Raw genomic sequence first — 20232 nt, 5'->3', positions numbered from 1 at the left:
CATCGGCGCGCCCCTGTTCCAACTGACAAGCGAGGTCTGAACCAGCGCATGTGTGGCCTGAGTGGCGAGATCAATTTCGACGGACAGACGGCCGATATCGCCGCTGTGGAACGGATGACCGGGGCGCTGGCCCCACGCGGGCCGGACGGCAGCGGGGTGGTCGCAAGGGGCCCCGTCGCCTTTGGCCACCGACGCCTCAAGATCATCGATCTCAGCGACAAGGCCCAGCAGCCCATGGTCGATCCCGACCTCGGCCTGATGATGGTCTTCAACGGCTGTATCTATAACTACGCCGAGCTGCGCGCCGAACTGCGGGGTCTGGGTTACCGCTTCTTTTCCGAAGGCGACAGCGAGGTGATCCTCAAGGCCTGGCACGCCTGGGGCGAGGCCTGTGTCGACCGCTTCCGCGGCATGTTCGCCTTCGTCATCCATGAGCGCGACAGCGGTCGCGTGGTGATGGGCCGCGACCGGTTCGGCATCAAGCCGCTGTATCTGGCGGAACAGGGCAAGCGGCTGCGCTTCGCCTCCAGCCTGCCGTCGCTGCTGGCGGGCGGAGATGTGGACACCTCGATCGATCCGGTCGGCCTGCACCACTATATGACCTTCCACGCGGTCGTGCCGCCGCCGCACACCATCCTGAAGGGCGTGCGGAAACTGCCGCCCGCGACCCTGCGCATTTTCGAGGCTGACGGCACTCATAAGGATCGCCTCTACTGGGCGCCGCAGAATGTACGCCGGGCAGAGGACGCGACCCTGACGGCCGAAGACTGGCGTGACCGCGTGCTGGAGGCCCTGCGGGTCGCCGTGAAGCGCCGCATGGTCGCCGATGTGCCCGTCGGGGTGCTGCTGTCCGGCGGGGTGGACTCCAGCCTCGTCGTCGGCCTCTTGGCCGAACTGGGCCAGACCGACCTCAAGACCTTCTCGGTCGGCTTTGAGGCCGCCAATCAGGAGAAGGGCGACGAGTTCGTCTATTCCGACCTGATCGCCAACCATTATGCCACCGACCACCACCAGATCTTCGTGCCGCACGACCGGCTGATGCAGTCCCTGCCCGGCACCATCGGCGCCATGTCCGAGCCGATGGTCAGCTATGACAACGTCGGCTTCTACCTGCTCAGCCAGGAAGTCGCGAAACACATCAAGGTCGTCCAGTCGGGCCAGGGCGCCGATGAGGTGTTCGGCGGCTATCACTGGTACCCGCCGATGCTGGATACGACCGATCCGGTCTCGACCTATGCGGGGGCCTTCTTCGACCGCAGCGACGCTTCCCTGCGCACCCAGGTCAATCCGGACTATCTGCCCGAGACCGACGCCAGCCTCGATCTGGTCCGTGCCCATTTCGGCCTTCCGGGTGCCGAGACCGCCGTCGACAAGGCGCTGCGTCTCGACAGCCAGGTCATGCTGGTCGACGACCCGGTCAAGCGGGTGGACAATATGACCATGGCCTGGGGGCTCGAGGCCCGGGTCCCCTTCCTCGACCACGAACTGGTCGAGCTGACCGGGCGCATCCCCCCCGAACACAAGCTTTCGCAGGGCGGCAAGGGCGTCCTGAAGGAAGCCGCGCGGCTGGTCATTCCGTCCGAGGTGATCGACCGCAAGAAGGGCTATTTCCCCGTCCCCGCCCTCAAATACATCGACGGGCCCTATCTGGAGATGGTCCGGGACACGCTGAACAGCCAGGTGGCGCGGGAGCGCGGCCTGTTCCAGCGACCGTATCTGGAAACCCTGTTCGAGAACCCGCGCGACCACATCACCCCCCTGCGCGGCTCCGAGCTGTGGCAGGTCGCGGTTCTGGAAATGTGGCTGCAGTCCCATGGCGTCTGATGTCCCCCGCCAGAAGCCGCGCGCGACCGCCCACCGCCTGAAACGCATGCGCCATGAGGGGCTGAAGCCGATGGTCGGCGGCACCGAGCGCGAGATGACGCCCGATGCCGTACTCGACATGGGCTGGGGCCGGCTGTTGTTCGCCCAGACCTTTGCCAATGCCCAGCCGCTGATCGAGGCCCTGCGGGCCGAGGGGCCGGACCGGCGCGACATCGCCTTCTATGTGCGCAATCCGCATGTGCTGCTGGCCTCGGCCCCGCAGGAGGTGTTCCTCGACCCGTCGCACACCTTTCGGCTGGACCTCGCCACCTATCGCCCGGGCCGGCGCCAGCCGCGAGGCTTCAGTGTTCGACGGCTGGTCTCTGAGGACGATGTCGAGGCGACCAACCGCATCTATGCCGCCCGGCGGATGGTCCAGATCCGCCCCGACTTCTTCACCAGCCGCAAGGATGACCGCGCCCTGACCTATTTCGTGGCCGAGGATGAGACCACCGGCGCGGTGATCGGCACAGTGACCGGCGTCGATCACGTGAAGGCGTTTTCCGATCCGGAGGAGGGCTCCTCCCTCTGGTGCCTGGCCGTCGACCCCCAGGCCACCCAGCCGGGCGTCGGCGAGGCCCTGGTCCGGCGTCTGGCGGAACATTTCAAGACACGAGGGCTGGCCTTCATGGACCTGTCCGTCATTCACGATAACGAACAGGCCATCGCCCTCTATGAGAAGCTCGGGTTCCGCCGCGTCTCCTTCTTCGGGGTCAAGCGCAAGAACCCGATCAACGAGCCCCTGTTCAAGGGACCGGACCCGGCCGCCGACCTCAACCCCTATGCCCGGATCATTGTCGATGAAGCCCGGCGTCGGGGCATTGCGACCGAGGTGATCGACGCCGAGGGTGGATTGGTGCGCATGACCTGGGGTGGCCGGTCCATCCGCTGTCGCGAAAGCCTGTCGGAACTGACCTCGGCCGTCGCCGTCAGCATCTGCGACGACAAGCGGATGACCCGCCGGATTGTCGAGCACGCGGGACTGGTCGTGCCGGGCCGCCATGAACCGGACGATACCCAGGCCCTGGCAGCGGCGCTGGCCGACGGCTCGGCCCTCGTGGTCAAGCCCGCGCGCGGCGAACAGGGCAAGGGCGTGGCCGTCGGGCTGACCACGCTCAGCGAAGTGCAAGCCGCCATTGCGGAAGCGCGCACCCTCTGCCCCGAGGTGCTGGTCGAGGATCATGTCGAGGGCGAGGATCTGCGGCTGGTGGTGATCGACTTCAAGGTCGTGGCCGCCGCCGTCCGCCGCCCGCCGCGCGTGGTCGGGGACGGGCAGTCCACCCTGCGCGACCTTATCGCCCATCAGAGCCGGAGGCGTGAGGCGGCAACCGGCGGGGAGTCCCGTATTCCGCTGGATGGCGAGACCCGCCGCACCCTGGCCGAGGCGGGCTACAGCCTCGACGACGTGGCCCCGGCCGGTGAGGAGATCCGCGTGCGCAAGGCCGCCAACCTGCATCTCGGCGGCACCATCCACGACGTGACCGGCGAGGTGCATCCGGCCCTGATCAACGCCGCCGTGACCGCAGCGCGCGCCATCGACATCTCGGTCACCGGCATTGATCTGATGGTGCCCGACCACCGGGGCGCGGACTATCATTTCATCGAGGCCAATGAACGCCCCGGTCTGGCCAATCATGAGCCCCAGCCGACGGCCGAGCGGTTCATCGACCTGTTGTTCCCCCTGTCGGGCGCTGCCGCCAGCCGCGCCGCCCTGCACAGCTGATACCCGGAAGCGCCATGTCCAAGCCCGCGATTGACGCCACCTATCTGACCGACCGCCTGTCCGCCCTGCTGAGCATTCCCAGCCCGACCGGCTATACGGACGAGGCCGTGTGGGAGATCTGCCGCGAGTTGCAACGGCTGGGCATTTCCTTCGACCTGACCCGGCGCGGTGCCATCCGGGCCAAGCTGGCGGGAAAAGCCTCCAAGCCCGCGCGGGCCCTCGTGGCCCACGTCGACACCCTGGGTGCCCAGGTCAAACGCATCAAGGACAACGGCCGGCTCGAGGTCGTGCCCATCGGCCACTGGTCGTCCCGCTTTGCCGAGGGGGCCCGCGCGACCATCTTTGCCGAGGGCCAGCGGTTTCGGGGTACCCTCCTGCCGCTCAAGGCCTCGGGTCACACCTTCAACGAGGAGGTCGACACCCAGCCCGTCGCCTGGAGCCAGGTCGAACTGCGCATCGACGAACGCGCCTATGACCGCGCGGCGACCGAGGCCCTCGGCATAGAGGTTGGCGATATAATCGCCATCGACCCCCAACCGGAATTCCTCGACAATGGCTACATTGTCTCGCGCCATCTGGACAACAAGGCGGGGGTCGCCACGCTTCTGGCGGCGCTGGAGTGTATGGTCCGCGAAGGGCGTGTGCCCGAAGTCGACACCTATGCCCTGATAACCATCGCCGAGGAGGTCGGTGTCGGCGCCTCATCCGTGCTGGTGCCAGACGTCGCCGCCATGATCACCATCGACAACGGCACGACCGCGCCGGGCCAGAATTCGTCCGAGTTCGGCGTGACGCTCGCCATGGCCGACCAGACCGGGCCGTTCGACTGGCACCTGTCGCGCAAGCTGGCGCGGCTGGCGCGCGAGCATGACATTCCCCTGCAGAAGGATGTGTTCCGCTATTACCGGTCGGACTCGGCCTCGGCGCTGGAGTCAGGGGCTGACATCCGCACGGCCCTGCTGACCTTCGGCATCGACGCCAGCCATGGCTATGAGCGCATCCACCTGAATGCCCTGACCTGTCTGGCCGAACTGCTGGTGGTCTATGCCGGGAGCGAGGTCGAGATCGAACGCGACAGCCGCCCCCTGACCGGCGTCAGCGGCTTCACCCACCAGCCGATCGACTGACCGTCCCTTGCCGTCCGTTACCGCTGCCCTAAGGTGCCGGTCATGGAACCGCCCAAGGACAAGGAACAGGCTCTCGCCGGTCTGTTGAACGGGACGATGGTCACCATGCTGGCCAGCGTGCTTCCAGCTGTCATGATCTGGCAGATCGCCCGTCACTGGCGAGAAATGTTGTCGGCGGGTTTGGTTGACACCGCTATCGACAGTGCCTTGGGCATCGGGCTCCTTGTCGCTAGCATCTCCGCGCTCCGCTTCGGCGTCCGCATGCTCCGCCTGAACTGGACCGCCCTGCGGAGGCTCTGACCGGCCCTACTGCAGCGGCCGGAGCAGCGGCGCCACCGCCTCCATCCGGTCGACCGACGGGGCGAACTCCGGGTCGCGCCGCGCCTGGGTGGCCTGTTCAAAGGCATAGCCGAACGACAGCACCCGCTGGTCCTGCCATTTGCCGGCGATGAAGCTCATGCCAACGGGCAGGCCGTCGACGAAGCCCATCGGCACGGTCAGGTGCGGATAGCCGGCGACCGCCGCCAGCTGGCTGGCCGAGCCCAGATAGTGGTCGCCATTGACCACATCGATCGACCAGGCCGGGCCGGTGGTCGGCGCGATCAGCACCACGACGTCATGGTCGGCCATCATCCTGTCGATGCCCTCAGGCCCGGCCAGCCGGAAGGACCGTTCACGCGCGGCGATATAGTCCGGGTCCTCAAGCCCCTTCGTCGCTTCGGCAGCCACGAAGATGTCCTGGCCGAACAGGGCCAGCTCGCGCGGCGTGGCCTCGTTGAAGGCGATCACATCGGCCAGCGTCCGGGTCGAAACCTGCGCCGGATCGGTCGAGGCCAGATAGAGGTTGAGGTCGACCTTCAGCTCGGTCAGCAGCACGGCGAACTCGGCCCCGCCGATAGCGCCGCGATTGGGCCCCTCGGTGATGTCGACCAGAATGGCTCCGGCCGCTTCCAAGGCCTTCAGGTTCTCCTCGAAAACCTGATCTGTGCCGGTGGAATAGCCGGTCAGGAAGCGCATCACGCCGATCCGTTGACCGCGCAGGGAACCGGCGTCCAGCCCTGCGGCAAAATCCACGCGGTGGGCATCCGCCTCGGCGGTCGCGGGATCGGCGGGGTCGCCGCCTGCGATGACGGTCAGCACCACGGCGGCATCGCGCACGGTGCGGGTCATGGGACCGGCCGTGTCCTGGCTGCGGCTGATCGGCACGATATGGGTGCGCGACACCAGACCCACGGTGGGCTTGAAGCCGACGATGCCGTTGATGGCCGCCGGGCAGGTGATCGAACCGTCCGTCTCGGTGCCGATGGCCGCAGGGGCCAGACCGGCCGCCACCGCCGCCGCCGAGCCCGCGGACGACCCACAGGTGTTCCGGTCCAGCGCATAGGGATTGCGCGACAGGCCGCCCACGGCGCTCCAGCCGCTGATCGACTCCGACGAGCGGATATTGGCCCACTCCGACAGATTGGCCTTGCCGAGGATCACGGCCCCCTCGGCCCGCAGCCGCGCGACCAGCGGCGCATCCCGCCGGGGCGCATTGTCGATCAGCGCCATCGACCCCGCCGTGGTCGGCATGTCGAAGGTCTCGATATTGTCCTTCAGCAGGATCGGCATGCCCCGGATGCCGTCACCGGGTTGCCAGTCGATCTCCGTCACCGAGGGCGACCAGGTGATGACCGCATTGGTGGTCATCCGGTCGCGGCCGCACAGGACGACAACTTCAGCGCTGAGTTCCACACAGCCGCCCGCAGCGTACACGGCTTGCTCTACAGCGCGCGCATCCGACAAGGCCTCGTCACTCGTCCGCGTGACCTCGACGCTGATGCAGCCGCCCAGCGTCAGAGCCAGCAGGCTGGCGCCGATCAGTCCGCGTGCGGCGATCGAGAACCGATCGTGCGGTCGAGGAAGTCCAGATAGGTCCGCCATTGGTGAAGCCCCCGCTCATTGCCCCGGATGCCGTGGCGCTGGCCGGGATAGAGCATGGTCTCGAACGGAATGCTCTGGGCCTGCAGCGAGTCCAGCACGCGGGTGGCGTTTTCAAAGATGACATTGTCGTCGGCCATGCCGTGCATCAGCAGCAGGCGCCCGGTCAGCTGGTCCAGCTGATTGACCACGTCCGAGGCCGCATAGCCCTCGGGGTTGGCCTCCGGCGTCGACATGAAGCGTTCGGTATAGTGGGTGTCATAGAGGCTCCAGTCCGTGACCGGGGCCCCGGAAATGGCCGCCGCCAGACCCATTTTCGGCTCGGTCAGCATGTGCAGCGTCATGAAGCCGCCGTAGCTCCAGCCCATGGCGGCGATACGCCTGTCATCCACATAGGGAAGCGTTCTCAGATAGTTGGAGGCCAGAACCTGATCCTCGATCTCAGGTTGACCCATGGTCAGATAGAGCGCCTGTTTGAACTTCGTCGAGCGCTCGCCCTCGCCCCGGTTGTCGAGGCGGAAGACGATGTATCCGGCTTCGGTCAACAGTTGAGTGGTCGCGGCCTGCCAGGCGTTGCGCACGCCCCCGCCAGAAGGCCCGCCATAGACCTGCATGACGACCGGGTAGGTCCTCGACGGATCAAAGCCCGGGGGTGTCGTCATCTGCCAGACCAGGGTCTCGCCGTTGCTTTCCAGCGTGCCGAAGGTCGGGGTCTGGCGGCGCGAGACATAGGGCCAGAAGGGGTGGCTCTCATCCAGCCGGTTTTCCTCGATCCAGCGCAGCCGCGAGCCGTGGACGTTATAGAGGGCCGACTGGGGCGGTGTCTGCAGATCGGTGTAGTTGCCGACATAGGCCGTGCCCGTGGCATTGAGCGAGACCGACCACCAGCCGCCCCGCGGGGTCACCTCGAACGGCGTGGCCGTCTCGTCCAGGTTGACCCGGAACAGCTGCTGCTCGATCGGATACTCCTTGCCGTCGCGCATGGAGGCGGTGAAGAAGACGTCGCCGGTATAGGCATTCACCCCCTCCAGCGCCTTGACCGCATACTCACCGGTCGTGAGCGGCCGGATCAGGGTGCCGTCGCGGTCATAGAGATACAGGTGCCGCCAGCCGCTCTCCTCCGACGACCAGATGAAGCGCCCGTCGGCCAGCGGTTTGAAGTTGTGCGTCAGCCCCACCCAGGCGTCGCTGGTCTGGGTCAGGATCACCCGCGACCGGCCCGTGGCCGGATCGACCGTCATCAGATCCAGGGTCTTCTGGTCGCGCGACTGGCGCTGGACGTACAGGGTCTGGCCATCGACTGACCAGGCCACCCGGGCCAGATAGATGTCCGGATTGGACCCCAGGTCGACCTTGATGCGGCGTCCGGTCTGAAGATCGTGGACATACAGGTCGACCAGGGCATTGGGCCGCCCGGCGCGGGGGTAGCGCTGCTCGATCACCGTGGCCCCGCCGCCAGTGATGTCCAGCCGGGGAATGATGTCGACCGTCGACTCATCCGTGCGCTGCAGGGCGATGTAGCGCTCGTCCGGGCTCCACCAGTAGCCGGTGTCACGGTCCATCTCCTCCTGGGCGATGAACTCGGCGGTGGCCCAGGTGATCAGACCTTCGCCGTCCGTCGTGACGGCCATCTCGCGGCCGCTGGCGAGGTCATAGACGATCAGGTCCTGATCCCGCACCCAGGAGACATAGTTGCCGTCCGGGCTGACCTTGGCGTCGATCTCGTCGGCTTCGGTCTCGGTCAGGCGGCGCACCGCCCCGCCCTCACGTTCGGCCAGGAAGACATCGCCCTCCAGCGGCGTCAGGATATAACGGCCCTGCTGGTCCCAGGCATATTCGACCACACCCCGGGCGCTGATCCGCATACGCTCGCGTCGGGCCTTTTCCGCCTCGGACAGCTCCCCGGCGTCCGGCACAAGGGCCCGGGCATCGACCAGCTTGAAGGGCTCGCCGCCCTCGACCGGGACAGCCCACAGGTCCTGCACGTTCACATCGTCCTCGCGCGAACGCAGGAAGGCGACCAGCTGGCCGTCGGGCGACAGGCTGACGCCGCGCGCCACCGGCCCGTTCAGCGACGGACTGGAAAACACCCGCTCGGGCGTCAGGATCGACGGATCCGCCGCCTGCTGGGCCTGGGCCAGACCGGCCACGGCGGTCGCGGAAACGAGGGTGAGGGCGGAGACGGTGCGTCGAAGGGTCGTGGTGTGCATGGGCGGCACGCTAGTGCGGCTTTTGCGGATCGTCACCCCGGAAATGCATCGGGCAGACGGAACGTCTCACCCGGGTTTCGCCGGCGGGCGTCACGCTCTAGATAGGGCGGCGATGACCCAGACCCTTTCGTCCACTCCGGCCCCCGCTCCGGCCGATACCGCCCCTGCCCGGCCGTCGCCCCACCACGCGCTGAAGGTGCTGTCGGTGCGCCACTGGACCGACCAGCTGTTCAGCTTCACCCTCGAGCGGCCCGAGGACTTCCGCTTCCGCTCGGGCGAGTTCGTCATGATCGGCCTGCCGGGAGAGGATGGCGCGAAGCCCGTGCTGCGGGCCTATTCCATCGCCAGCCCCCACTGGGCCGAGGAGCTGGAATTCTTCTCGATCAAGGTGCCGGACGGCCCCCTGACCTCGCGCCTGCAGAAGATCCAGCCCGGCGACACGGTTCTGATGGGCAAGAAGCCGACCGGCACCCTGGTGCTGGATGCCCTGACCGGCGGCGAGCGGCTGTGGCTGATCGGCACGGGGACGGGCCTCGCCCCCTGGCTGTCGGTGGCCCGCGATCCCGAGACCTACAGCCGGTTCGGCCAGGTGATCGTGTGCCATACGGTGCGAAACGTCGCCGACCTGGCCTATCGCGACTTCTTCACGCGAGGCATCCACGACGATCCGCTGGTCGGCGATGAGGCCCGGGCCCAGCTGACCTATTATCCTACCGTCACGCGCGAACGGTTCGAGACGCCGGGGCGGATCACCGACCGCATCCGCTCGGGCGATCTGTTCGCCGACCTGCAACTGCCGATCGGGTTTTCGCCCAATACCGACCGCGTCATGCTGTGCGGCTCCATGGCCATGATCAGGGAAGCCGGCGAACTGCTCGAGACCTGGGGCCTGAAGGAAGGCTCGAATGCCGAGCCGGGCGACTATGTGCTGGAGCGCGCCTTTGTCGGATAGCATCCCCGTGGACCGCCGCACCGCGCCGGAGGCCTGCACCTCCATGGCCGAGGTCCGGCAGGGCGTCGACGCGCTGGACCGCGCGCTGGTCGCCCTTCTGGCCGAGCGTCAGGCCTATATGGAGGCCGCCGCCCGCATCAAGCCCAGCCGCGACGTGGTCCACGACGACGCCCGGATCGAGGATGTGGTCGCCAAGGTGCTGGCCGCCGCACGGGACGCGGGCCTCTCCCCCGACATTGCCGAGCCGGTCTGGCGGCTGCTGATCGACCGCTGCATCGCCCATGAGTTCGCCACCTGGGACCGCACGCGGAACTAGCCCCGCAGTCCCCGCAGCATCAGCTCATGCCGCCAGGCCGCCACATCGGCCAAGGCTATATCCAGCGCATCCCTGACCCGATCCAGCAGGGGCGGCGCTTCGACCCTGTCGGCAGCTTCGGCGGCAGCACAGGCCTCGGCCAACGCCACAGCCCCGATGCCCGCCGCCGCACCCCGGACGGTATGCGCCGCATCGCGCCAGCCCTCGTGGCGGATATCCAGCATCGGTGACCATAGCCCCGCCTGCTGCACGAACAGGGCCAGCACCTCTTCCGAAACAGCGTCATCGCCGCCGGTCATGGCCTCAAGCACCGAAAAGTCGACCGCCCCGCTCAGATCCCGCCGTGCCATGGTGACCCCTCCGACTCAGAGGCCGCAGCTTAACGCCGCAGGCCCGCGCGCGAAATCGGCCTTGCGTTCGGAGGACCGAGCCAGTATGTCCGGCCCCTTCGCGCGACCGGGCCCCATGCCCGACCGGACGATACGGGTGATTAGCTCAGTTGGTAGAGCAGCTGACTCTTAATCAGCGGGTCGTAGGTTCGAGCCCTACATCACCCACCATCGTCCCCCTCGCGAAGGCCCATCGAAAAGTTGGCCAAGCCGCTGTTCGCAAAGAGCGCTTTCAGGACCACGGCGGTGCCGGGTTGCGATGGACTGGGCTGACCGTTTTGCCAGGTCAGCCATTTGGTCGGCGGTGAGACCGGGTCCGCTATGGCATCGTCGATCAGGCCGAAGGTGCTTTCTGGCGCAGCACGCGCCGCTTCACCGTGGGAAACGGAGTTAAAGGTCGCCCCGAAATGGTGCGCGGTCAGGCCCTTCGCGGCGAAATCCGCGCCGTAGCGCCTGAACTCATCCGGCAGGGTCTCCATGGCGTCGAGCGTGACGTTCAGGGCCACGAACCCGCTCCAGCTAGGGTCGTCGAGCACCGTATCGACGAAATACTGGTAGAGAGCATCCCTCCCGCGCGTCGTCGCCGCCCCGCAATAGGCCTTCAGCCAGACGCTGAGCGCGGTGATCCGGTCCGGAACGTTGAACGCCTGAGCAGCAGTCCACCTGCTCGGATCGGCCAACCGATCCCGGAGCGTTCCGCTACACATCTTCACAATCAGCACATTGCGGAAGTCGGTCGTGGTCGAGCCCCGGCCGATGTTCAGCCGGAACCGCCAGTCGCCGATATCCAGCCGGTTCCGGAATCGGGCGTCCCCAGACAACCTTGGCGCCGTGGTGCCAAATGGCATCGGATCAGTGGCGACCAGCATCAATGGGTTGGACTGGAAGCACTGAATGACCGCCTCTGTCGGCCGCACGAAGCCAAACAGGTCATGGGCGCCGACGACCTCTGCATGTCCGCGCCGGACCGCGTACCGGGCCAGGGCGATGGTGCCGTCATCGTGCACGAACATGGGCGTGGTCCATCCGGTCACGCCGGGCCCCGACGCCGGCTCCAGCGCTACAGGTCGTTCATTGCCCCGTCCAGCGGAACGGGCTGATCTCAGCGCACGTCCTGGCGTGAGGTGCCCTTGCCGTCGTAGTAGAGGGTGAAATGGGTGCGGGGCGGGATGGTGATCCGCTCGCCCGGTGTCGACCCCTGGCCGGTCATGCCCGCCATGACATCATAGCATCCCGCCGAGACATCCCAGGTGTAAGACTGGCCCGGCCGGACGACCACGCCCTGGGGCAGGCGATCCAGCCCATAGGAAGAGGCCTGGCAAGTCGAGATCAGGACGGTGTCGAACGGCTGACCGTCCGACCGGTTCTCGAAGGTGAACCGCGCCATGGGCTCGCCCTCGCGGATCAGATCGCCGCCCGTGATCAATGAGGCGCAGCCGGACAGGGCCAGGGCCAGGCCCGCCGCCGCCACGCCTGTCTTCAGATATCCATGAACCGTCATGCCAGCCTCCCTGCCGATGGGGAAGAATGGAAAGATCAGACCCCGCCGCGCACCTGTCGAAAACTGACGGTATGACGCGAACGTCAGCTTACTTCGCGGGGCTCCAGCGCCCGCCAGCCGATGTCGGACCGGTAAAAGCCGCCCGGCCAGTCGATCCTGCGCACGGCGGCATAGGCCCGCTCGCGCGCCTGGGCGATGTCCGCCCCGCGCGCGCAAACGTTCAGCACCCGCCCGCCCGAGGCCACCAGACTGCCGTCGTCCCGACGCCGGGTGCCGGCGTGGAACACCTGCACATGCGGGCCGAAATCCTGTTCGGCGCCCCGGATGACGGAACCGGTCAGGGGGCTGTCCGGATAGCCCTTGGCCGCCATCACCACGGTGATCACCACGCCGTCGTGGAATTCGGGCTCTGCCACGCGGCTCACATCCCCTCGCGCGCAGGCCAGCAGCAGCGGCACAACATCGCCCTTCAGCCGCATCATCAGCACCTGGCATTCCGGGTCGCCGAAGCGGGCGTTGAACTCGACCACGCGAGGTCCCTCGGCGGTGGCCATCAGGCCGACGTACAGCACGCCGCGATAGGGATGCCCTTCCGCCGCCATGCCCGCCATGGTCGGCTTGACGATCCGGGTCTCGACCGCCTCGACCAGCTCGGGCGTGAATACCGGTGCCGGCGAATAGGCGCCCATCCCGCCCGTGTTCGGCCCCAGGTCCCCGTCAAAGGCCCGCTTGTGATCCTGGGCCCCGCCGAACAGGCGCGCGGTCCGGCCGTCGCACAGGGCGAACAGCGAGCCCTCCTCGCCCTCCATGAACTCTTCGATGACCACCCGGGCACCGGCGCTGCCGAACCGGCCGCCCAGCATGCGCTCGATCTCGGCCTCGGCGTCCTTGCGGTCGGGGCTGATCGCCACCCCCTTCCCCGCCGCCAGGCCATCCGCCTTGATCACATAGGGGGGTCTGAAGACCGAAAGCGCCTCGCGCGCGTCCTTCAGGGTCTCATAGACGCCATAGCCCGCCGTCGGAATCTCGTGCCGCTCGAGGAATGCCTTGGCAAAGGCCTTGGAGGTCTCAAGCCGCGCGGCCTTCGCCGTCGGGCCGAAGCAGGGAATGCCCACGGCATCAAGCCGGTCGGCCAGCCCGGCCTCCAGCGCCATTTCCGGCCCGACCACCACCAGATCGGCCTTGATCTCGCGCGCCAGCGCCGCCAGCGCCTCGGCATCGTCGGCACGCACATCGCCGCGCAGCTCACCCAGCCGCTCCATGCCCGGATTGCCCGGCGCGATCACCAGTCTCCGGCACAGCGGCGACTGGGCGATTTTCCAGGCCAGCGCATGCTCGCGCCCGCCCGATCCGACGAGGAGGATATTCATGCCCGCGACATGACCGCCGCGCGTCCCGGGGTCAAGCCGCAGGCCGGTAACATTGCCTCTCCGGCCTCCGCGGGTCTAAGCCTGAAAGCGCATGACCGACGATTCCTATGCCTTTGAGGGGACTGCCCCGGCTGCGCCCGCGCCGGGCGACAACAATCCGGCCGTCTCGATCTCCGAGCTGGCCTTTGCGCTCAAGCGCACGCTCGAGGACCGGTTCGGCCATGTGCGGCTCAGGGGCGAGATTTCCAAGGTCAACCGCCATGCCTCTGGCCATGTCTATCTGACGCTCAAGGACGACAAGGCCTCGCTGGACGGGGTGGTCTGGAAGGGCCAGGTGCGCGGCCTGTCGATCCAGCCCGAGACCGGGCTGGAGGTCATCGTCACCGGCAAGATCACCAGCTACCCGGCGCGCTCCAGCTATCAGATCGTCATCGACAGCATGGAGGCGGCGGGGGCCGGCGCCCTGCTGGCCCAGCTGGAGCGGCTGAAGGCGAAGCTGCGCGACGAGGGCCTGTTCGAGCCCGCCCGCAAGTCCGCCCTGCCCCGCTATCCCCGCGTCATCGGCGTCATCACCAGCCCGACCGGCGCCGTGATCCGCGACATCCTGCATCGGATCCGCGAGCGCTGGCCCTGCCATGTGCTGGTCTGGCCGGTCGTCGTCCAGGGCGAGGTCGCGGCGCGTCAGGTGGCCACCGCCATCCGGGGGTTCGAGGCCCTGACGCCCGGCGGCCCCGTCCCTCGCCCCGATGTGCTGGTCGTGGCGCGCGGCGGCGGATCGGTCGAGGACCTGTGGCCCTTCAACGACGAGGATCTGGCCCGCGCCGTCGCCGCCTGTTCCATTCCGCTGGTCTCGGCCGTGGGGCATGAGACCGACACCACCCTGATCGACTTCGTCTCGGACCGCCGCGCGCCGACGCCGACGGGGGCGGCCGAAATCCTGACCCCCGTCCGGGCCGAACTGGTCGCCACGCTTGCCGATCTCGAACGCCGGCGTCTGCAGGGCGCAGCCCGGCTGATCGAGGATCGCCGCACCCGCCTGCGCGCCACCGCGCGTGGCCTGCCCAAACGGCCCGAAGACCTGCTGGGTCTGGCCCGTCAGCGGCTGGACCATGCCTCCAGCCGCCTCGGCTCGGCGCTGGGCCGGAATGTCGCCGTCCACCAGCACCGGCTCGCCGTGCTGCAGGGGCGTCTGGGCCGGGGCCTGCTGGACCGGGGGCTGGAGCGCCGCGCCACCCGGCTGGCCACCCTGTCCGAGAAGCTGTCCGTCCCGCCGCGCGCACTGGATCGTGGCACCCAGTCGCTGATCGCCCTGTCGCGCGCCCTCAACAGCCTCAACCCCCGCACGCCCAAGCCCGGCTTTGCCCGTGTGGAAGGCGCGGACGGCGCGTGGCTCACGTCTGCATCGCGGATCCATCCCGGACAGGCCCTTGCTCTCGTCTTCGCCGACGGCAGGGTCGACGTCCGCGCCGAGGGCGGCACAGCCCCTGAATCGGCCCCCACGCCCGCGCCCAGACCGCGCCGTGTTGCACCGCCGCCACCGGATCAGGGCGACCTGTTCTGACTGCTTCTCTATTTCCGGACAGGCGCTAGACTGGCGTCATGGACGTGAGGGGCGACAGGTCCGGCCATGGCCGGGTAGACGGGCAGGAAGCGCGGCTGCGCTATGCCGACGGAGATTTCGTCATCATGACCGGCGGATCCTTCGTCCGGTGCGCCGTCAGCGGCCGCCCCATCCCGCTTCAGGCCCTCAGATACTGGAGCGTCGCCCGGCAGGAGGCCTATTTCGGCCCCGAGGAAGCCGTCCAGAACCTGGCCCCTCCGAAATGACCCTCGACCGCCGCGCCATCCTGTCCGGCCTGGCGGTTTCGGGATGGGCGGCGACCGGCGCGCGCGCCCGCAGCGACCCGTTCAATCTTCAGGGCCGACCGGTCCAGGGCGGGCACCTGATCGGCCGCACCTGGCCGCGCGCCCTGGTCTTTTTGAACGACGAGGCCCTGACCACCGCCTCGGCCGAGGGCTGGTTCATCGTCGGTTTCGACCGCGACGCGCCGCTCCGCCACCGCATCACCGCCCGCTCGGGCTCCCGCGAACTGTCGACCGACGTGACCCTGGCAGAGGGCCGATTCCCCACCCACAGGATCAGCGGCCTACCCCCCGCAACCGTCGCCCCCCAGGCCCCGGAGGTGCTCGCCCGCATCCGCGAACAGGCCGCGATCAAGGCCGAGGCCTACGCCAGCCGTCTCGACGCCGACTATTTCCGCGACGGCTTTTCGCCCCCGCTCGAGACCATGCGTGTCACCAGCGCCTGGGGCAGCCAGCGCATCCTCAACGACACCCCGGCCCAGCCTCACTATGGCGTCGACCTCGGCGCGCCGACCGGCGCCCCGATCACCGCCCCGGCCGCCGGTCTGGTCACCCTGGCCGAGCGTGACTTCCATTACGAGGGCGGCCTCGTCTTCATCGACCATGGACAGGGGCTGACCACTGCCTATCTGCACCAGTCCCGCGTCGAGGTCTCGGTCGGCCAGACCGTCTACCGCGGCCAGCTGATCGGCCGGGTCGGCGCGCGCGGCCGGGCCACGGGGCCGCATCTGTGCTGGCGGATGAAGTGGCGCGACCGCAACCTCGACCCGTCCCTGCTGCTCCGCGGCTAAGTCAGAACGCCGGGTTTCTCCCCGTGGACCCGCGCGACTTTCATGACTAGGATGTAACAAATCAACGCCCCTCGCGGGCCCAGCCTTCCTGTGTCTTCATGTCGTCCCTTCAGTCGATTCACATCCTTCTCGTGGACGACAACCAGCACATGCGCGCCATCACCTCGGCCATCCTCCAGTCTGCGGGCATCCGCAAGATTCGCGAGGTCGCCGACGGTTCGGCCGCGCTTGAGGCGTTGCGGGGCGACGTCTTCGACCTCGCCATCGTCGATTTCAACATGTTCCCGCTGGACGGGGTCGAGTTCACCCGCCTGGTCCGCAACAGCCCCGACAGCACCAACCCCTATCTGCCGATCATCATGATGACCGGCCATTCCGAGAAAAGCCGCGTGGTTGAGGCGCGCGATGCCGGCGTCACCGAATTCGTGGTCAAGCCGATCACGGCCAAGGCCATCCTCGAGCGCATGAATGCCGTGATCTACAAGCCGCGGCCGTTCGTGAAGACCGACAGCTATTTCGGGCCCGACCGCCGCCGCTCGGCCTCGAAGACCTTCAAGGGCCCCTACCGCCGCTCGACCGATGCCGGGGCCGAATCCAGCGACGCATAGACCCGGTCGGGCCAGCGTTTGTGCACCCAGAACCAGTCGACGGGATGCTCGCGCACCCGCGCTTCGATAAAGCTCGTGATGGCCTGCACCCCGCGCGCGATATCGGCCTGCCGGTCGTCGGTCCGCTCCGGCTCGATCGGCTCATAGACGGTCACCCGGAACCGCACACCCGGCAGCCGCACGACCGACATCGGCTGCAGCACCGTTCCGAAGCGCAGGGCCAGCCGGCTGGGTCCCGGCGCGGCGTTCACCGGCTGACCGAAGAAGGTCACCTCCGGCCCCTCCGAGAACTTCTGATCATTCATCAGGGCGACCGATTCGCCGCGCGCCATGCCGGCCAGCAGCTCACGCGCCCCGTCCCCGCCCTTGGGCGCGAACAATTTCACGCCATAGCGCGCCCGCGCCTTGCGGATCTGGGCGTCGACATAGGGGTTGTTGGCCGCGCGATAAGTGATCTGGCACGGCACGCCCGAGGCCAGGATCACCGCCGACATCGTCTCGAAGCAGGCCAGGTGCCCGGACACGAACACCACGGGACGTCCACTGTCGCGAATGGTGTGCAGCCGTTCCATCCCGACCACTTCCAGCCGCCCGCTCTCGATGGTGATCCGGTCCAGCAGCGGCGTCTCGGCGAACGTCCGGCCGGTCTGCTCCCAGGCCGCGATCGCAAGCGCCTCGCGCTCCTCCCGGGGCATGTCGGGAAAGGCTATCCTCAGGTTCCGCGTCACGGTCCGGTGCGTGCCCGTGCGCGGCCCCAGGGTCTTCAGCAGCCAGCCGCCCAGGGCCGACGCCCGTTCAACCCCCAGCAGCCGCAGAAAGCCCGTCAATCCGGCGAAGGCGATCGCCTCCAGTCGCCACTGGAGATCCTGGGTGAAACTCACCCGCCTGTCGGCCTCACCAGGCAATGGTGATGCCGCCGTCGACCACCAGGGTCTGGCCGGTCATATAGGTCGAGGCGGGCGCGGCCAGATAGACGGCGGCGCCGGCGATCTCGTCCGGCTGGCCGATACGGCGCAGCGGGGCCGGATCGGTCGCCACCTTCAGGATCTCGGGGTTCTCCCACAGATACCGCGCGAAATCTGTCTTGATCAGGCCCGGTGCGATACAGTTGACCCGCACATTCGACGGCCCCCACTCGACCGCCAGGTTGCGCGCCAGCTGCATGTCAGCGGCCTTGGACACATTATAGGCCCCGATCAGGGCGTTGCCGCGCAGGCCCCCGATCGACGAGACGATGATCACCGAGCCGTCCTTGCGCTCCAGCATCCCCGGCGCGACCATCTGGATCAGCCAGTGGTTCGAGACCACATTGTTCTGCAGGATCTTGTCGAACTGTTCGTCCGAAATGCCCGCCATCGGCCCGGCATAGGGATTGGACGCGGCGTTGCACACCAGGATGTCGATCTTGCCCCAGGTCCCGATCGTGGTGTCGACCAGCCGTTGCAGGTCTTCCTTCGAAGCGATGTTGCAGGGCACGGCGATCGCCCGCCCCTCGCCAAAGCGCTGGTTGATCTCGGTGGCCACCTCATCGCAGGGCCCGGCCTTGCGCGAGGAGATGACGACCCTGGCCCCATGCTCGGCCATCCGCTCGGCGATGGCCCTGCCGATCCCGCGTGAGGATCCGGTGATCACCGCCACCTTGCCGGTCAGGTCAAACAGTTCCATGTGCGCGCCACTCCTCAGGTTATCGCTGTCCACCGATTCTTTCTGAATAACCCTAGCCGCCACGGGCCGATAGCCCGATACTGGATCGATTCCTTCGGGAAGATCGGACAGACGGCCCTTATGCGCACGCTTACTCGTACCGCCCTGATCTTCAGCTATCTGTTCCTGGCCATGACGGTCGGGGCGCTGATCTGGCGTGGCGGACTGGGCGCGGGTGCGGGCGTTGCCGCGACCTTCGGCGCGCTGGGCGTGCTGGGCGTCATCCACCTCTACCTCACCGGCCATATGCGCGAGCGGGCCCTCAGGGCCGAGGTGGCCCAGATCCGCGATGCCCATCGCCTTCTGGCCGATGCGCTGGAAACCACCCAGGGCGCTCTGACCGAGCTGGCCCAGGCCATCGAGTCCGGCGCGCTCAACCGCACCGACGAGCTGACGGGCGAGGTCCGCATGCTTGAGGGCCTGATCCAGCAGATGAGCGCCAGCATCGACGAGCGCCTGTCGACCGCCGCCCCCGCCCCCGACACCTTCGAGGGCCGCCGTCAGGCCCAGTCCCACGCCCTCTTGCGCACCGTCCACGATGCCCTGACCGAGGGCCGGGTCGACCTGTACCTGCAACCGGTCGTCACCCTGCCCCAGCGCCGCACCGTCTTCTACGAAAGCTTCACCCGCCTGCGCGACTCGACCGACCGGGTCATGATGCCGGCCGAATACCTCTCGGTCGCCGAGGGCGAAGGTCTGGTTCCCGCCATCGATAATCTGCTGCTGTTCCGCTGCGCCCAGATCGTCCGCCGTCTCGCGCGTCAGGACCGCAAGGTCGGCGTCTTCTGCAACGTCGCCCTGTCGTCGCTGGGCGATGAGACCTTCTTCCCCCAGTTCCTGCATTTCCTCAGCGAGAACCGCGACCTCAACCAGTCGCTGATCTTCGAACTGGGGCAGGCCACCTTCGACGCGCGCGGCGCGGTCGAGGCCCGCAACATGGCCAAGCTGGCCGACCTCGGCTTCCGTTTCTCCATCGACAAGGTCCAGACGCTGGATCTCGACTTCGCCGACCTGCAGCGCTCGGACGTGCGCTTCGTCAAGGTGGCCGCCGACCTGCTGATCGAGCAGCTGCTCGACCTCGACGGCGGCTCGCCCCTGCCCAGCCTGCGCGACATCCAGGCCGCCGACTTCGCTGCTCTCACCCGCCGCTACGGCATCGAGGTGATCGCCGAGAAGTGCGAAAGCGAACGCCAGATCGTCGACATCCTCGAGCTCGACGTCTCCATGGGCCAGGGCCATCTGTTCGGCGAACCCCGCGCCATCAAGGAACAGGTCCTCGCCGAAACCGACCCCCCCGCCGACTTCCTCCGCTCCACCCTCCGCAGCGCCGAGCAACGCCGCCGGGTGGGGTAGGGGCGACGCAAAGGGGAATTACTGGATGTTTGGGCGTCTCGTCGTTCTTGTCGCCGGAGTGGTGTCACTGGCAACGGTGGCCTGCGCCCAGAACGTCCGCTCCGGCCCCGAACTGCTCACGGTGGCCGAGCGCAGCTTCTCCGACCTCCCGTTCGGCACTCCGGAAGGATCACCCGGCCTGACGATGGTCATCGACGGCCAATGCCAGGAATGGGGTGAATGCAGCTACATCGACGCGAACGGGGTCGGACATGCCTTCTGGAAAGGCGAACTACTGGTCAAGTTTTTCGTCTTCCCGGAGGACAATAATCGACCCGCAGCGGTACTCGGCATCGGCACCGCGCGAGAAATGGACGACGTTGTCACCCGGGTGAGCCGCTTCCTGCCTGAAGCCGAACTCGAGTGCCGTCCCGATGTGGATCGCGGCCATAGGTGCGGGGCAACTCTGGGTGAAGGCTGGATCACCCTGCGGTTCGACCGCCATGGCCGCATTCGGGAAGCCCGGATCGACGCCTACCACTTCACCTGAAAGCGCCGGGGCA

At 67.7% G+C, this 20232-nt stretch carries 20 protein-coding genes and 1 tRNA gene; 13 read left to right on the top strand and 8 right to left on the bottom strand.

Going from position 1 to position 20232, the window contains the following annotated elements:
- Nucleotides 1-48: 48 nt before the first annotated feature.
- Genes IBJ06_RS02435 through IBJ06_RS02420 form a run of 4 tightly spaced genes read left to right on the top strand, consistent with a single transcriptional unit; the run spans nt 49 to nt 5013 of the window.
- Nucleotides 49-1824: an N-acetylglutaminylglutamine amidotransferase gene (locus IBJ06_RS02435; RefSeq protein WP_292156924.1), complete on the top strand. Its 1776-nt coding sequence runs from the start codon at nt 49-51 to the stop codon at nt 1822-1824.
- The gene (gene ngg / locus IBJ06_RS02430) at nt 1814-3586 is read left to right on the top strand and encodes an N-acetylglutaminylglutamine synthetase (protein ID WP_292156923.1); all 1773 of its coding nucleotides are present in this window, start codon (nt 1814-1816) and stop codon (nt 3584-3586) included. The genes IBJ06_RS02435 and ngg overlap by 11 nt, the downstream gene beginning before the upstream one ends.
- Nucleotides 3587-3600: 14 nt before the next feature.
- Nucleotides 3601-4713 (top strand): osmoprotectant NAGGN system M42 family peptidase, encoded by a 1113-nt coding sequence (locus IBJ06_RS02425; RefSeq protein ID WP_292156922.1) that lies wholly within the window; start codon nt 3601-3603, stop codon nt 4711-4713.
- Between the two features lie 42 nt (nt 4714-4755).
- Nucleotides 4756-5013: a hypothetical protein gene (locus IBJ06_RS02420; protein WP_292156921.1), complete on the top strand. Its 258-nt coding sequence runs from the start codon at nt 4756-4758 to the stop codon at nt 5011-5013.
- A gap of 6 nt (nt 5014-5019) precedes the next feature.
- Here the strand turns inward: IBJ06_RS02420 and IBJ06_RS02415 are convergent, their stop codons facing one another.
- Complete coding sequence (locus tag IBJ06_RS02415) at nt 5020-6636, bottom strand: amidase (protein ID WP_292156920.1); 1617 nt, start codon at nt 6634-6636, stop codon at nt 5020-5022.
- Nucleotides 6573-8843: a S9 family peptidase gene (locus IBJ06_RS02410; protein WP_292156919.1), complete on the bottom strand. Its 2271-nt coding sequence runs from the start codon at nt 8841-8843 to the stop codon at nt 6573-6575. Before IBJ06_RS02410 ends, IBJ06_RS02415 begins: the two co-directional genes overlap by 64 nt.
- A 112-nt stretch (nt 8844-8955) precedes the next feature.
- On the opposite strand from IBJ06_RS02410, the gene IBJ06_RS02405 reads away from it, so the two are divergent.
- Together IBJ06_RS02405 and IBJ06_RS02400 are read left to right on the top strand one after the other, a co-directional pair.
- On the top strand, nt 8956-9795 hold the full coding sequence (locus tag IBJ06_RS02405; protein ID WP_292156918.1) for a ferredoxin--NADP reductase: 840 nt from the start codon (nt 8956-8958) through the stop codon (nt 9793-9795).
- A gap of 43 nt (nt 9796-9838) precedes the next feature.
- Nucleotides 9839-10111, top strand: a complete 273-nt coding sequence (locus tag IBJ06_RS02400; protein ID WP_292157275.1) for a chorismate mutase — start codon at nt 9839-9841, stop codon at nt 10109-10111.
- On the opposite strand, the gene IBJ06_RS02395 is transcribed toward IBJ06_RS02400, so the two are convergent.
- Complete coding sequence (locus tag IBJ06_RS02395) at nt 10108-10461, bottom strand: Hpt domain-containing protein (RefSeq protein ID WP_292156917.1); 354 nt, start codon at nt 10459-10461, stop codon at nt 10108-10110. The two genes, IBJ06_RS02400 and IBJ06_RS02395, sit on opposite strands and share 4 nt — an antisense overlap.
- 134 nt (nt 10462-10595) lie before the next feature.
- On the opposite strand from IBJ06_RS02395, the gene IBJ06_RS02390 reads away from it, so the two are divergent.
- Nucleotides 10596-10671: transfer RNA gene (locus IBJ06_RS02390), tRNA-Lys, on the top strand.
- Here IBJ06_RS02390 and IBJ06_RS02385 read toward each other — a convergent pair.
- The 3 genes from IBJ06_RS02385 to purD all read right to left on the bottom strand — a co-directional run bounded on the left by IBJ06_RS02385 (nt 10662) and on the right by purD (nt 13371).
- On the bottom strand, nt 10662-11513 hold the full coding sequence (locus tag IBJ06_RS02385) for a hypothetical protein (protein WP_292156916.1): 852 nt from the start codon (nt 11511-11513) through the stop codon (nt 10662-10664). The genes IBJ06_RS02390 and IBJ06_RS02385 overlap by 10 nt on opposite strands.
- 89 nt (nt 11514-11602) lie before the next feature.
- Entirely contained in the window at nt 11603-12001 is a 399-nt protein-coding gene (locus tag IBJ06_RS02380) for a hypothetical protein (RefSeq protein WP_292156915.1), read from the bottom strand.
- 83 nt (nt 12002-12084) lie between these two features.
- Nucleotides 12085-13371: a phosphoribosylamine--glycine ligase gene (purD, locus tag IBJ06_RS02375; RefSeq protein ID WP_292156914.1), complete on the bottom strand. Its 1287-nt coding sequence runs from the start codon at nt 13369-13371 to the stop codon at nt 12085-12087.
- Nucleotides 13372-13462: 91 nt separating this feature from the next.
- On the opposite strand from purD, the gene xseA reads away from it, so the two are divergent.
- The 4 genes from xseA to IBJ06_RS02355 all read left to right on the top strand — a co-directional run bounded on the left by xseA (nt 13463) and on the right by IBJ06_RS02355 (nt 16633).
- Nucleotides 13463-14932, top strand: a complete 1470-nt coding sequence (gene xseA, locus IBJ06_RS02370; protein WP_292156913.1) for an exodeoxyribonuclease VII large subunit — start codon at nt 13463-13465, stop codon at nt 14930-14932.
- Between the two features lie 38 nt (nt 14933-14970).
- The gene (locus IBJ06_RS02365; RefSeq protein ID WP_292156912.1) at nt 14971-15198 is read left to right on the top strand and encodes a DUF2093 domain-containing protein; all 228 of its coding nucleotides are present in this window, start codon (nt 14971-14973) and stop codon (nt 15196-15198) included.
- The gene (locus IBJ06_RS02360; protein ID WP_292156911.1) at nt 15195-16025 is read left to right on the top strand and encodes a M23 family metallopeptidase; all 831 of its coding nucleotides are present in this window, start codon (nt 15195-15197) and stop codon (nt 16023-16025) included. The genes IBJ06_RS02365 and IBJ06_RS02360 overlap by 4 nt, the downstream gene beginning before the upstream one ends.
- A 98-nt stretch (nt 16026-16123) precedes the next feature.
- Nucleotides 16124-16633 carry a response regulator gene (locus IBJ06_RS02355; protein ID WP_292156910.1) on the top strand — a complete coding sequence of 170 codons (510 nt, stop codon included), beginning with the start codon at nt 16124-16126 and terminating at the stop codon, nt 16631-16633.
- Here the strand turns inward: IBJ06_RS02355 and IBJ06_RS02350 are convergent.
- Both IBJ06_RS02350 and IBJ06_RS02345 read right to left on the bottom strand, forming a co-directional pair.
- Nucleotides 16588-17514 carry a lipid A biosynthesis acyltransferase gene (locus IBJ06_RS02350; protein WP_292156909.1) on the bottom strand — a complete coding sequence of 309 codons (927 nt, stop codon included), beginning with the start codon at nt 17512-17514 and terminating at the stop codon, nt 16588-16590. The genes IBJ06_RS02355 and IBJ06_RS02350 overlap by 46 nt on opposite strands.
- A 13-nt stretch (nt 17515-17527) precedes the next feature.
- Entirely contained in the window at nt 17528-18298 is a 771-nt protein-coding gene (locus IBJ06_RS02345; protein ID WP_292156908.1) for an SDR family oxidoreductase, read from the bottom strand.
- Nucleotides 18299-18418: 120 nt separating this feature from the next.
- Here IBJ06_RS02345 and IBJ06_RS02340 point away from each other — a divergent pair, with 120 nt between their 5' ends.
- Nucleotides 18419-19690 (top strand): EAL domain-containing protein, encoded by a 1272-nt coding sequence (locus IBJ06_RS02340; RefSeq protein ID WP_292156907.1) that lies wholly within the window; start codon nt 18419-18421, stop codon nt 19688-19690.
- Nucleotides 19691-19715: 25 nt separating this feature from the next.
- On the top strand, nt 19716-20219 hold the full coding sequence (locus tag IBJ06_RS02335; protein ID WP_292156906.1) for a hypothetical protein: 504 nt from the start codon (nt 19716-19718) through the stop codon (nt 20217-20219).
- The last annotated feature ends 13 nt before the right edge of the window (nt 20220-20232 follow it).

Origin of the sequence: Brevundimonas sp. (assembly GCF_016742135.1) — a bacterium.
GTDB lineage: Bacteria > Pseudomonadota > Alphaproteobacteria > Caulobacterales > Caulobacteraceae > Brevundimonas.
This window is presented reverse-complemented; position numbering and strand designations above follow the sequence as displayed.

Excerpts from the sequence above, each read along its gene's own strand:
- purD (WP_292156914.1), bottom strand. The coding sequence starts at position 13,371 with ATGAATATCCTCCTCGTCGGATCGGGCGGGCGCGAGCATGCGCTGGCC.
- IBJ06_RS02355 (WP_292156910.1), top strand. The coding sequence starts at position 16,124 with ATGTCGTCCCTTCAGTCGATTCACATCCTTCTCGTGGACGACAACCAG.
- ngg (WP_292156923.1), top strand. The coding sequence starts at position 1,814 with ATGGCGTCTGATGTCCCCCGCCAGAAGCCGCGCGCGACCGCCCACCGC.
- IBJ06_RS02395 (WP_292156917.1), bottom strand. The coding sequence starts at position 10,461 with ATGGCACGGCGGGATCTGAGCGGGGCGGTCGACTTTTCGGTGCTTGAG.
- IBJ06_RS02360 (WP_292156911.1), top strand. The coding sequence starts at position 15,195 with ATGACCCTCGACCGCCGCGCCATCCTGTCCGGCCTGGCGGTTTCGGGA.
- IBJ06_RS02340 (WP_292156907.1), top strand. The coding sequence starts at position 18,419 with ATGCGCACGCTTACTCGTACCGCCCTGATCTTCAGCTATCTGTTCCTG.
- IBJ06_RS02365 (WP_292156912.1), top strand. The coding sequence starts at position 14,971 with ATGGACGTGAGGGGCGACAGGTCCGGCCATGGCCGGGTAGACGGGCAG.
- IBJ06_RS02425 (WP_292156922.1), top strand. The coding sequence starts at position 3,601 with ATGTCCAAGCCCGCGATTGACGCCACCTATCTGACCGACCGCCTGTCC.
- IBJ06_RS02380 (WP_292156915.1), bottom strand. The coding sequence starts at position 12,001 with ATGACGGTTCATGGATATCTGAAGACAGGCGTGGCGGCGGCGGGCCTG.
- IBJ06_RS02415 (WP_292156920.1), bottom strand. The coding sequence starts at position 6,636 with ATGGCGGACCTATCTGGACTTCCTCGACCGCACGATCGGTTCTCGATC.
- IBJ06_RS02345 (WP_292156908.1), bottom strand. The coding sequence starts at position 18,298 with ATGGAACTGTTTGACCTGACCGGCAAGGTGGCGGTGATCACCGGATCC.
- IBJ06_RS02410 (WP_292156919.1), bottom strand. The coding sequence starts at position 8,843 with ATGCACACCACGACCCTTCGACGCACCGTCTCCGCCCTCACCCTCGTT.
- IBJ06_RS02400 (WP_292157275.1), top strand. The coding sequence starts at position 9,839 with ATGGCCGAGGTCCGGCAGGGCGTCGACGCGCTGGACCGCGCGCTGGTC.
- IBJ06_RS02420 (WP_292156921.1), top strand. The coding sequence starts at position 4,756 with ATGGAACCGCCCAAGGACAAGGAACAGGCTCTCGCCGGTCTGTTGAAC.
- xseA (WP_292156913.1), top strand. The coding sequence starts at position 13,463 with ATGACCGACGATTCCTATGCCTTTGAGGGGACTGCCCCGGCTGCGCCC.
- IBJ06_RS02385 (WP_292156916.1), bottom strand. The coding sequence starts at position 11,513 with ATGTTCGTGCACGATGACGGCACCATCGCCCTGGCCCGGTACGCGGTC.
- IBJ06_RS02405 (WP_292156918.1), top strand. The coding sequence starts at position 8,956 with ATGACCCAGACCCTTTCGTCCACTCCGGCCCCCGCTCCGGCCGATACC.
- IBJ06_RS02435 (WP_292156924.1), top strand. The coding sequence starts at position 49 with ATGTGTGGCCTGAGTGGCGAGATCAATTTCGACGGACAGACGGCCGAT.
- IBJ06_RS02335 (WP_292156906.1), top strand. The coding sequence starts at position 19,716 with ATGTTTGGGCGTCTCGTCGTTCTTGTCGCCGGAGTGGTGTCACTGGCA.